Consider the following 12,025-nt stretch of genomic DNA (forward strand, 5'->3'; position numbering starts at 1 on the left):
ACTCATTTCAATTACCCGTTAATCCAATTACAAGGGTTATGAAATCCTACGAATAAGTGAGCATTCGAGAGATATTCGTATGAAACTGAGGGAGTTGAAGAACAATTATTTTATATAATATTGAATACTTCAGAATTTATAATATACAAAGGGAGCTTTTTCATAAAAGGGGACAACAGCTGATGACAAATACACAGTTTTTCTTTTTAACCTTAGCCTTTTATTTATAGGGTTGGTAGCAATTTGGTTTTCCCTATTTGGTAAGAAGGAAGATATTGATGGACTCCTGTTCCTGTCCTCTACCAACATTACAGAATTCTTAGTTGAACTTGGATTTAATCTCTCACCAACATTAATAAGAAGAGGCTTTATCTTTTTGTTTGGTGTATTTTGGACTATGCTCTTTGGATATTTATGTATCCAATCTTTATTAGAGAAAACACCCAAATCTATCTTAGAGAGCTAATTAATGAATTAACAAAGGATGATTATTGTGAATCAGCATATTTCCATTGAAGTTGATTTGGGTACTTTAGAAAATAGACAAAACATTACAGCAGAAATATATTTCGTTATTGATTATCATCGTTTTTTCCCTGAAGAAGGCTGGAATGATTTTGTTGTCATTATTTTATGCTGGTGGATAAAATCATTGAAAAGTTTACTTCTAGCAGAAGTAGGTATGTAGATGATCTTTCTAAAATAAATGGATTTAAGATCTTGAGAGAAGATTAAATACTTTAGAATCAGCAGAACATATTAAAGCGTAATAGAGGCTGACTAAAAAATAGTCAGACCTCTCGGGGGTATAAGAGGGATGTTATTTTTCCACTTCCATAGACCTTGCAATTTCTAACATCTTCTCCATAGGTATATTCGAACTATACATTTCTATATAACTTCCTGCTTGTGTCCACTGAAGTAAACCACCAACAACATTTTTTCCTGCGTGATCAACTTCTCCGTCTTTCCATTTTGTTAAATAACCTGAAGACCCATTTATGTTTACCAGCGTAGTATCTTGACCTGAATTTTTAGGGGTTTTCATGGAATCTTTTGTTTGCTCAATTCTAACCATCATCTGTTCATCGTTTTTATCCATGTAGTGTAAAGCGAAACTGTTAATATTAACCTTTGCCACAGAAGGGGATGTTTTAATTTCTAATGTCCAATCATCCGGTATATTTTCAGGAACAAATACATTGAAATTTACATTTTGTTTAATTTCAGGAATAGTTAAACTCCTATGGTTATATTTAATCGCTTGCACATTAGCGACAAATGGCATAAGAAAGACGAGGACTAAAATTATTATTCGTGCAGACATTGAACTCCCTCCTAAATAACTTTAAGGATAACCTTCCCTAAAATGATCTTTTTATTAAGCTGCAAATAAGATTAATAATCTTATATTTCTCTTCTACTGAAAATGAGTGAGGTATTGGGAATTTTAAAATATATTGATGGAGGAGATTGAAATGAAAAGATGGTTCCTCAGCACTTTTAATATCGATTTATATAGGTCATTCTATGCTTTCTAATGGTATTCCAGCTATTAAAGAGATGACTGTTCAAAAGTACGACCTTAAAAATGATGCATTTGAAGACGGTTGGAAAGTAATTCGTGACAAAAACGAACTTGAAAATTTTAGAAAGATTTTAAACAGAGCAAAGCACGAAAAAAATGTGCGTTATGAAATGGCTCGACACGAAGATTATAAGGTTACGGTAACATTTACAGATAACACACAAGATGTGTTTATGGTATGGAAAAACTCAGGAAAATACATTCATATGATAAGACAAGACTCGTTCAAAGTTAGTCATGAAAGAGATAAGATGAACCTGTTGAAGATTTTAGACTCATAAAGACTAGAATCAGAGAAAATTACACATGCAAAAGGAGTAATATTAAGCGACCAAGCTAATAGGTGAAAATCTAAAAATAGAATCAATGTCGATCCAGTAGATAATTTTATGCAATATAAATTTGCTGAAAATATCCACAAATGTATAATAGAATTACCACAATTGTGTTTGTAACATATGCCGTATTCCTAACAGGAGTACGGCCTTTTTTATTTAGGCTCTTTTCTAAAATATTGTTGCTATCGGAATATATAGGTGTTGGGTTTGATCAAACTTTTTTCAAAGCAATATTAGTTCAAGATCACGAGCTGCTATAAAGTTGATGAAGGGGTTCGAACTGAAGCGACCAGTTGGAGTTCAAATAGAGGGTTATATTTATGCAAACAATGGTGACGATTTAAAGCACGATGAATTTTTGGATGCGTTTATTGAATTTATTGAGAGTAAGGGATGGAGTTTCGGTGGGGGGAGTTCCCAAATAGATGTAGAAGGCAAAAAGATAACTGATATAGATTAAGTTTTTTAACAAACGGGGAGTTTAGTTGCATAAGGTATCTGGTGAGAATATATCAAAATCGGTAAAAGTCAAGGAAAGAGAATTTTTAAAAAAGATTAATTGAGTATGATTACAAATTGATTATAAAAATAGAGAGACCCTTCTCAAATTGAAGGAAGGGTTTCTCTATTTTTATTAAGCACTCTGGGAATATTGTTCTCTCCCAGCTTTCTTGTATATCAATTTTCCAAATAACGGAATGAACCAACGATCCAATCCAATTTTTCCTGCATTTAGTCCTGCTACAAGAATAAACATTCCTAGTAAAACCATTTGAGGATTTGTACTTGTTGTTCCTGATAACATATAAGCAAAATTCATTGTAAGTCCCATTAGTATAGAAAATGACGTAAAAATCCCCAAAATTAAACCGATACCTACTAAAAATTCTCCCCAAGGAACAATTACATTAAAAAAATCGACGTATGGTAATGCAACCTCTTGTAAAAACTTCCCCCACCAAGCCTGAACAGCAGGATGTTCACCAGACATATTTTTAATAGCACCATTAATAAAGCCGCTTGCATCAAATTGTCCACTTGAGATTTTTCCCCAACCTGCATTTAACCATTGCCATCCAAGATAGAGTCTAAGTACAGTAAGTAAGATTGCTACATAACGGTTTTCCTTTAAAAATTGAATAAACATGAGTAACCTCCTAAGTAAATATTAATAATCGAAACTGATTATCATTATCATTTACTTCATTGTGATTATCAATAAGAACAAGGCACCAAATAACTCTAGTTAATTATTCCTAATATTGGTAAGTTATTCTAATTTAGTACTCCACGCTATCTCCACTTGTCTTGTTATTACTTCAATTGTATCTTTTTGTTGTTAAATAATGATTTACTTAAAATTAAAATAATGTAAAAAATTAAATATGCTACGATTTCTGAAATAATATGATTTTCCCAGCTGTAAATTGATATAGAAAATCATAATGGAGAAATAAATAATGAGGATTTATATTTGCCTATTAAATCTCTCTAGATTAGTGGTCTTATTTATTTAACCTTATAATCTATTTCCACAAACGATGGCAATACTTGAGATCGTAGCTGTCAATTTTAGCAGCATTTCATTTTTAGTTAGCGGGTCAGTTTAGTGGAATATTAACAATTTTTACACCTGATACTTTATGGAGTAAATAAAATTACTAAATAAAGTAAAAGATATTGTGTTTTCTAATAATGTAAATTATTGTTAAAAACAGGATGAGGTAGAAGAGTTTAAGAAGGAAATTATTAACACTTTCGCTTAAATATATAGATATGGATATTAAATATATCGGGTTTTGAATGACTAAACCCACACTAGGAGATGATCGGAGATGGAAATACGGGTGAATCAAATTGAATTGAATGGACTCACTTTTCAATATCGCGAGAGTGGGGAACCTTCTGCACCACCGGTTGTTGCACTTCACGCACTTGGAAAAAGTGCTGAATCATGGGATCAGGTAGCTGCTGTATTAGGAGAAAAATACCGAGTTTTAGCTTTAGATCAACGGGGTCACGGTGGGAGTGCGAGAACTAGTGCATACACTTTTGAACTGATGTGCGATGACTTGCTTCATTTTGTGAATGCTATGAATTTGGAAAGGTTTACTCTAATAGGTCACTCCATGGGGGGAACAGTATCCTATATTTTCTCGGAAACATTTCCGTCAAGGGTAGAACGGTTGATTGTTGAAGACACTCCTCCTCCTCCCGTTCCGGATAGGCCGTTTGAAATTCCTTCAAAACCATCTAATTCCCTCCCATTTGATTGGCAGGTTGTACCTTCGATTCTAGGGCAACTAAATGAACCCAATCCCGAATGGTGGGCACGTCTTACCGACATTAACGTGCCGACTCTTATTATAGGTGGTGGGGGGACCAGTCATATTCCTCAAAACAAATTGCAGGAGGTTTCTCAGCTAATTCCGAATTGCAAATTGGTAACGGTAGAGGATGCTGGGCACTTTGTGCATGATGCTAATTTACCAGCATTCTTAGCTGCCGTAAAAGCTTTTCTTAATTCGTGAATTACCGATCGCTTTCACTGTTACCTTCATTCTTGTTCAGTGTAAAAAATGGAGGGGAAATATGCCTACAGAAAAAGCAGATTCATTTACTTTGGCAAGATTTGGGGATTTTGAGTCATTTAAACCTTTATAAGAATAAACGTTTATTCCTTTTTTTATTCCTTTGTTCCTTTGTTCCTTTATCGAATATTACATAACGACTCTTATACTAAACAAGCAAAGTATTCCCCTAGTAGTTTGCTATTCTTCTAAATCTATATCTTGTTCCTCTTCAAAATAAAGAAAAGAATAAAGATAGGTATTTTATCCTGAAATTAACAATTATAAAGGTAAAAAGAATTAATTGACGAATATTTAACTATAAAATACTAAATTTAGGAGGATATTATTGAAAAAAGCATTTTCCGCGTTATTATTGACCACAGTTTTAACATTCTCATTTTCTACTGCTGCATTTGGAGAAACCGGAACTACCCAATCACTTAAAATGAACAATGTTCTTGAAAGGGTTGTGACGGTTGAAACAAAGGGTGAATTTGATCGTGAAGAGACCCAAAATATGGTTGATCGTCTCTGGAGCATCCCAACTAATATATTGATCACCATGCATAAACAGGGAGTTCAGGTTAAACTGATTAATTTCCCACTTACTGATTTGCCGGAGTATGAATATTTAAGGGGAGTCGTTCCTAGGGGATGGGAACATACTCCATACACGTGGGATGATGTGCCAGGTGTAGGTGGGCAGACAGTTGTTGCTCGAATCGGTTACAGCTATAAAAAGATGCATAGTTCTGTAAACCTTGAGCTGCATGAAACAGCCCATTCCATTGATCGTTATGTATTTGACAATATTAGTTATTCGGATGAGTTTACTGAAATTCACGCTTTGGAGCATGATGATTTTAATGACAATCCATATTTCGATTACAAGGAAGAATATTTCGCCGAAGCCTTTGCCTATTTTTATGCTGGTCCAGACACGAAGGCTGAGTTAGAAGAAAAAGCTCCATTAACTTATAAATTTATTAATGAGTTGCAGCGGAATATCCCATCGGAAAAGCATTCAAATAAGTAGAATTATAGAATCTTTCCATTCTTCCCTGAATTCACTTTCAAATAGCGGCTGGCAATGATTCGAATCGAATGATTGCCAGCTACTTCTTCGAAATGCCCCCATTAATAGAATAACGCCTGAATATCTTAATTAAATATGTTCGAATAAACTTTTCTACCAACTAAACGATATACCAAATATCCTAATATATTAAACAAAGCAAATACAATGACCCAGCCAATGTTTAATCGATTATGATGATAAGCATTGATTATTGCCTAAATAGTAAACAAAGCTGCATAAACTGCAACTCCTACAAATAAAACTAAACCCATAATTATAGAGTCACGATATCTTACTTCCATATTGACATACCATTCTGAATTCCCATTTCCATTTGGATAAAGAGCAAAAAGCCACTCAGGAGCCCATATTTTCTTTCAAACTGGTAATTTGGTTTTGCGTTTTCTACATTACACCCTAAAGTGAAATTATAAGAGCTACTTTGAGTGTTCTGACCTGGATGCCTTGGCGATATACGCCTCTAACTGATCCGCTGCGTTAAACACAGAATTTCCATGACAAACTTCCAATCTTTTAGGCCGCAGCTTGCCAACGATGGAACTGCTTCGCAGCACTTCTTCCATATCGGCAGTAAAGAGGGGCTTACGCAATTTTCCATTCTTAGATGAGAACAAATCTCCAGCAAGCAGCACCCGATCATTCTCATGATAATATACGACATGCCCGGGGGAATGTCCGGGCGTATGGTAAGGCGTTAAGCTGCCGATAGGTTGCATTTGTCCGTGTTCATCCTCACGAAGAGCTTGAATCAATCCCTTCTGCATGGAAGCCACTGCCTTCTTGCCAGACCGGTAAGGAAGCTCTCCTTCTATATAAGGGATCTCCATGCGGTGAGTGTGTACCGGAGCCAGATGTGTATTTAAAATACGATTGATCCCTCCAACATGGTCTGGATGACCATGTGTCAGCACGATTCTTTGTAACGGTCCAGCCTGCAGCTGTTCAATGGTATTCAAAATTTCTTTCGCCATCATCGACAACCCTGTGTCCACTAGAGTGATTCCTCCCTCTTCCTTAACGGCCCAAACGTGAATCGGGATAAATATCCATGTTTTTAAGCTCCAAATATGCTCCGAGATTTGTGTAACTTTCATTTTCTATCAGCCTCCATTTGCAATTTATGTTTTAAACCGATCAGAAGGGCTTCAAAAGCGGCATGTTTGTTCTGTCCATAGCCGCAATATTGCCATTATCAGGACTAAAAACTCGTAATCGTGAGCACATATACACACTCTGAGGAATCCCTTCAAGTCAAATAATACGATGATACAAAGAGTAAAAGAACTTCCTCAAGAAATTTACAACATTGAAATTCAAAGCGCTTTTCCTTCAATATCAAAAGTACTTTCCGGTATACCTTTCAGCAATCGGGCCATATTTTTTGAATAAAGGACTTTTTACAATGAAGACAGAAGTATTTAGAGTGGAAAAATTTAACTAATACGAGGGAGGAATCCTTGATGGAAAAACATCATGCGTTACAACTGTATGATTATCATGTTTGGGCGAACAACAAGTTTTTTGAGCGATTGAAAGAATTACCGAAGGACATTTATGATCGGGAAATACAAAGTGTTTTTTCCTCGATTGCGAAGGCACTTGTTCATATTTATACGACAGATACAATATGGCTCGGTGTAATGCAGGAGAATAGTATGGAAGAGATTCAAGCTTCTATCGCGCATGCGCAAGAAAAGACAAAGGATCAGAGTCTTGAAGAAATGGAAAAGCTGTTTCAACGTTTGTCAGAGGAGTATCAAAAGCTTCTCAACAATGTTAACGATTTGGATAAAGAGATTTCCCCAGTGCATCCTAAATTTGGGCGTTTGGATACTCATTTTTCTGAATTGGTTCAGCATGTTGTTAACCATGGCACATATCACCGCGGAAATCTAACGGCAATGATACGTCAACAGGGTTACTCAAGCGTGTCTAATGATTATGTTTTCTATCTTTACGAAATCAGCACGACAAATTAGTTTTTCGCTTAACTTCATTCCGGAAGGTAAGTAAAGTTTTGTATCTAATTATCGCAATCGAGCGCGTTTTATCACAGTGGTAAAGGAGAGAGCTACTTGAACAACCATGAAAGAACGTAATTTTTTTGCATTTTCTAAAGTGAAGTGTGGCTTCATGCATGACTTAAGGGTCTTAGCAATATAACTGAGGAGCCATTGTTTACCTTATTCCGCAATCGGGCGCTTTTCTTTAGAAAGAAGGCGCTTTTTTGATATGCCCCTATACATTAAGGGATTAGATTTTGTTAAGGTAATAAAAGATTGTGAAGATTTTCACTTAAACTAAAGGGGACAAGAGTTAATGAGGGTGATCACAGCGGCGGTCTTTTTTTTGTTCGACTAAAGGGGCAGTTGTGCGGCCGAGCCTAGGTCGTATCATATAACGGGTGGGATTCCCGTCGAGCAAGAACTAGCCATTCACTCGTAGCGAGTCTTGGAGGGCTGAAGGTAACTTTAGTCTTTAAGCGTAGACAGTTAGGTTGCGGGCCGAAAGCCAAATGGTTGAAGGGATTGAGCCCCATAATTTTAGTAAATCGAGAGGGCTGATGTTTTAACTGCGACAGAAAGCAACATTTCATTCTTCGCAAAATGGCAAGAAGAATGAAACCTCTCTGGGGTCAGAGACCTTGGCACGTAACACATTGATATGATACGGCAACTCGGGAGACCCTATCGGTCTTTTCTAGATAAGAAGAGTATGGTGTACAAGCGATACAAAGTAAGGAAACCAAATGCCAGATAGGGAGTCGGATAGCAGCGTAGTACCAATGAAGTTGGGTAATGCCGATGCAGGAAAGGCTGCTACCTAGTTACCACCCTTGCTAGGGACACGTTTACTACACGCAGAGGTAGACCTACACACAGAGGTAGGATAAATAAATGGATACAAAACTAGTAAGGATAGCAGAAAAAGCGTGAGCTGAAGTTTGTGAAAGGTAACTAGGAGGAGCCGTGTGCGTGAGTAGCGCAAGCACGGTTCTATGAGGGGGGAGGAACACAATCTACCGCAAGGTAGAGAGGCTCCCTTCTACTCGACTAGTTGAAGAAGATATAATGCTTATTTGTGTTGAACTTATTGTTCTATTGTAGCAAGTTTTTAAATGCTGTTAGGAGGTAAGATCTTTTTTATGAAGCTAATCGGAAGTAATACTGAAAGAGACTTCAGAAAACAATTAAATGAATCTTATGAGAGTTTATTTAACGTTAAGCCTTCACCTCTGTTAGCTTTACTACAAAGCAAATTTCCTGTTATGAAAACTGCATATATCCTTAATTGGATCCCTGAACAAGGTGAAGATATTTATACAATCTTTATAGATAGGGAAATTATTGTTATCGTAGAGCTGGACCGTTTCAACCTGGAATTAGAACCCTTGTTAGAAACCATATCAATGAATGATTATGTTAAGGGGCTAAGTAAAATAAATCAAATCAAATTGGCAGTTGCTATTGATTTAGCTTCCAAACAATGATATTGAAGAACACCCAGCTGCATCTGCGGCTATTTTGCTTGTTCAAGTAACGGGGACATTGATCTAGGAAATTAAAGGCCAATTTTGTTGAAATCCTTTTTGAACAAACCGGGCAGTTTAGTTTAAGTGAAAAACCTCATAAACTCAATAATTTATTCAAACACGAATAATCTAATTACATGAAGAAGTTCCTCCACAATCGGGCCATTTAATTGAATAAAACATCGAAGCCTAATTTCTATTTTAAAAAGAAAATTATGCTTCTTTGCGGGTGGTGAAAGCTTCGCTGGTCCTACCCATGGTAACTACCCCATTAGAAAAGAAAAAGCCGTTTTTTGGAAACGTCGCTTTGGTAAAAGAAACAGTTAAGTGACAGAAATTAGGAAATATTAAATGTAAAAAAGGGACAAGACCATTGTATAACCATGATGTTCTTTTTTCGTTCGTAATCAAAAAGGAACTATAAAATTTTAAAATATATTTGAGGTTATTACATACGTGAAACGCTTGTGGGTCAGTCGCCTTGATATACTTCTCCGCCATCTTCCCAATAATGTAGAAACGAATACGATAAAATATAATGAATTAGAAGGTTTAAAAAAATATGAAACCTTTAAGTATAACGGGAAGGAATTATCATTATAGTACCGAGGAGTTTTAAAATGGATATTCAACATCTTAAATATTTTGTAGAAGTAGCCAAACAAAAGAATTTTACGAAGGCATCTGAGGGCCTACATGTTTCTCAGCCTTCAATTAGTAAGATGATAAAAAGCCTGGAAGTGGAGCTTCAAGTGACGTTGCTAGATCGTTCGGAGAGAAAAGTGGAGCTGACAGATGCAGGGAAGATAGTTTATGATCAAGCATTGAAAATTTTGCAGATGATAGAAGATATCCATTCTTCTTTAAACGAAGTCGTTCATGTAAAAAAGGGAATCATCAAAATGGGATTAATGCCGACTTTGGGAGTGATGTTATTTCCGAACGTGCTTGCCGGTTTTAAAAAGAGTTATCCGCAAATTGATATGCAAATGGTCGAATTTAGCGGGAAACAATTAGAACGAAAGGTAGTTCAAGGGGAAGTGGATGTGGGTATTACCGTAATACCAGTTGACTCTGAAGTGTTTGGATCCATCCCCTTATTAAAAGAAGAACTTGTAGTCATTGTTGGCAGGGATCACCCACTGTCGGGAAGAAAATCGGTGCTTTTATCCGATTTAAAAGATGAAGACTTTATTCTTTTTACCGAGGAATATGTTCTGCATGATGTGGTAATGAAGGCCTGTTTGCAATCAGGATTTGAACCTAATTTAGTCTACAAAAGCTCCTTATGGGATATTGTTGGAGAAATGGTAGCGGCACAATTTGGGATCTCTGTCGTTCCTAAGTCGGTAGCAAACCGATTTAAGAATCGGGTTTCTATCGTTTCTGTTACTTCACCTCAAATTGATTGGGAATTGGCATTGATTTACAAAAAGAATAAGTATCTTTCCTATGCAGTTCGAGAGTTCATTACTTATATTCAGGGAGGAAACTCCTAACTATAACTTTATGGAATAGTTTTGATGGTTTTTATATATTTCACGAATCGCAATTCCCCGAGTAGAATGATCTATGTTACATATTGTTCTATTTTGGAGGTGCTGCTCTTGAAAAAGGGATTAACGATTTTATTTCAAATTGGGGTAATTATTGCATTTACATGGATTGGTAAATGTATTGTTTCTCTTCTTCATATACCTATTCCAGGAAGTATTATCGGGATGATTATTTTATTCTTCGGTCTTCATTCAGGCTTAATTAAATTAAATTGGGTCCGAGCTGGGGCTGTGCTTCTTATTTCCGAGATGATGTTATTTTTCATTCCGGCAGTCGTTGGATTTATGCAATATTCATGGATATTTGGCATTAAGGGCCTATTTATTATATTAATTGTAGTTAGTGGTACATCACTTATGATGATAGCAACAGGTGTCATTTCCGAAAGGATCTTAGAAAGAAAAGGCGGTGAAGCAAGGAGATGGTTACCAAGATTTTTTATGTAATGATCACTGTCCTTTTTTATTTTTTGGCCAAAAAGATCAATCGGAAAAAGCCAGGATTGTTATTTTCACCAATCATTCTCACTCCTGTTATGCTCATTGTTCTCCTTTTGATCATGGATATACCATACAAAGAATATGCAAATGGCACTTTTCCACTAAATGAATTGTTAGATGTTGTAACCGTTGCATTAGCGATTCCATTGTATCGAAACTGGTCGTTTCTGGCGAAAAATTGGCGTACGATTGTATGTAGTCTTGCCGCCGGCTCATTGATTGCTGTTGTATCCGGCATTTTATGTACTTACTGGCTTGCGATGGGAAAGGGTTATATGCTCAGTATTATTCCTCGCATTGTTACCATTCCAATTGCCGTCAGTTTGTCTGAATCCATTGGAGGGACTCCTGCCATAACCGTTCTTTTTAGTATGTTGACATGCTTTGTAGGTGTCTTCATAGGACCAGCTATAATGAAGCGCTTTTCCATTAAGCATCCATTGTCCATCGGCATGATGTATGGTTTGGGTGCACAGGCACTTGGGACTGCAAAAGCGTTTCAAATCGGGGGAAAAGAGGGAACAACCTCCAGTGTATCCTACATTCTTACTGCCATCCTTATAGTTATCTGGGCATTAATCCTAACACCTTTTATCCATACTTTGAACGTGTAGGAAAATGGGTGCCACCCCCTGCATTAATATAATGTGTTATTGCATTAAAGGGCGCGATTGTTGTATAATCTTTAGATTTAAACGACTTGGCCTATGGGGCATTTATCTAAGAAGGATTAATGCCTTTTTTTGGTGTGCCAGGCATGTTCATCAACTAGGCGGTGAAAGTCCGCTATGGGCGTTGGGATATGCGAACCATTAGCCAAAAGCAAGGGTGTCCATAG

The 12,025-nt window shown here is 36.5% G+C and carries 13 protein-coding genes; 10 read left to right on the forward strand and 3 right to left on the reverse strand.

The window, feature by feature from the left end; genetic code table 11:
* Window positions 1-493: 493 nt before the first annotated feature.
* A complete protein-coding gene (locus tag G3O09_RS21590; protein ID WP_163103502.1) occupies window positions 494-688 on the forward strand; it encodes a hypothetical protein in 195 nt (64 codons plus the stop codon).
* A gap of 132 nt (window positions 689-820) precedes the next feature.
* On the opposite strand, the gene G3O09_RS21595 is transcribed toward G3O09_RS21590, so the two are convergent.
* Entirely contained in the window at window positions 821-1,327 is a 507-nt protein-coding gene (locus G3O09_RS21595) for a DUF4367 domain-containing protein (protein ID WP_163103503.1), read from the reverse strand.
* A 203-nt stretch (window positions 1,328-1,530) separates the two neighbouring features.
* Here G3O09_RS21595 and G3O09_RS21600 point away from each other — a divergent pair, with 203 nt between their 5' ends.
* Together G3O09_RS21600 and G3O09_RS21605 are read left to right on the forward strand one after the other, a co-directional pair.
* On the forward strand, window positions 1,531-1,869 hold the full coding sequence (locus G3O09_RS21600) for a YhfM domain-containing protein (protein ID WP_163103504.1): 339 nt from the start codon (window positions 1,531-1,533) through the stop codon (window positions 1,867-1,869).
* A gap of 322 nt (window positions 1,870-2,191) precedes the next feature.
* Window positions 2,192-2,386, forward strand: coding sequence for a YggL 50S ribosome-binding family protein (locus G3O09_RS21605; protein ID WP_163103513.1), 195 nt, complete (start codon window positions 2,192-2,194; stop codon window positions 2,384-2,386).
* 174 nt (window positions 2,387-2,560) lie between these two features.
* Here G3O09_RS21605 and G3O09_RS21610 read toward each other — a convergent pair whose 3' ends face one another.
* Entirely contained in the window at window positions 2,561-3,073 is a 513-nt protein-coding gene (locus G3O09_RS21610; protein WP_163103505.1) for a DoxX family protein, read from the reverse strand.
* A gap of 688 nt (window positions 3,074-3,761) precedes the next feature.
* Here G3O09_RS21610 and G3O09_RS21615 point away from each other — a divergent pair.
* On the forward strand, window positions 3,762-4,457 hold the full coding sequence (locus G3O09_RS21615; protein WP_163103506.1) for an alpha/beta fold hydrolase: 696 nt from the start codon (window positions 3,762-3,764) through the stop codon (window positions 4,455-4,457).
* A gap of 388 nt (window positions 4,458-4,845) precedes the next feature.
* Window positions 4,846-5,535, forward strand: a complete 690-nt coding sequence (locus tag G3O09_RS21620; protein ID WP_240338534.1) for an anthrax toxin lethal factor-related metalloendopeptidase — start codon at window positions 4,846-4,848, stop codon at window positions 5,533-5,535.
* Window positions 5,536-6,014: 479 nt separating this feature from the next.
* Here the strand turns inward: G3O09_RS21620 and G3O09_RS21625 are convergent, their stop codons facing one another.
* Window positions 6,015-6,692: an MBL fold metallo-hydrolase gene (locus tag G3O09_RS21625; RefSeq protein WP_163103507.1), complete on the reverse strand. Its 678-nt coding sequence runs from the start codon at window positions 6,690-6,692 to the stop codon at window positions 6,015-6,017.
* Between the two features lie 366 nt (window positions 6,693-7,058).
* On the opposite strand from G3O09_RS21625, the gene G3O09_RS21635 reads away from it, so the two are divergent.
* The 5 genes from G3O09_RS21635 (at window position 7,059) to G3O09_RS21655 (ending at window position 11,801) form a co-directional block, all read left to right on the forward strand.
* Window positions 7,059-7,577, forward strand: a complete 519-nt coding sequence (locus G3O09_RS21635; protein WP_163103508.1) for a DinB family protein — start codon at window positions 7,059-7,061, stop codon at window positions 7,575-7,577.
* A 1,166-nt stretch (window positions 7,578-8,743) separates the two neighbouring features.
* Window positions 8,744-9,088 (forward strand): hypothetical protein, encoded by a 345-nt coding sequence (locus tag G3O09_RS21640; protein WP_163103509.1) that lies wholly within the window; start codon window positions 8,744-8,746, stop codon window positions 9,086-9,088.
* A gap of 662 nt (window positions 9,089-9,750) precedes the next feature.
* A complete protein-coding gene (locus tag G3O09_RS21645) occupies window positions 9,751-10,629 on the forward strand; it encodes a LysR family transcriptional regulator (RefSeq protein ID WP_163103510.1) in 879 nt (292 codons plus the stop codon).
* Window positions 10,630-10,737: 108 nt separating this feature from the next.
* Window positions 10,738-11,133 (forward strand): CidA/LrgA family protein, encoded by a 396-nt coding sequence (locus G3O09_RS21650; protein WP_163103511.1) that lies wholly within the window; start codon window positions 10,738-10,740, stop codon window positions 11,131-11,133.
* Window positions 11,109-11,801: an LrgB family protein gene (locus G3O09_RS21655; protein WP_163103512.1), complete on the forward strand. Its 693-nt coding sequence runs from the start codon at window positions 11,109-11,111 to the stop codon at window positions 11,799-11,801. The genes G3O09_RS21650 and G3O09_RS21655 overlap by 25 nt, the downstream gene beginning before the upstream one ends.
* Window positions 11,802-12,025 lie beyond the last annotated feature (224 nt).

This window comes from Peribacillus alkalitolerans (genome assembly GCF_010882125.1).
GTDB classification, from domain to species: Bacteria; Bacillota; Bacilli; order Bacillales; family DSM-1321; genus Bacillus_BN; species Bacillus_BN alkalitolerans.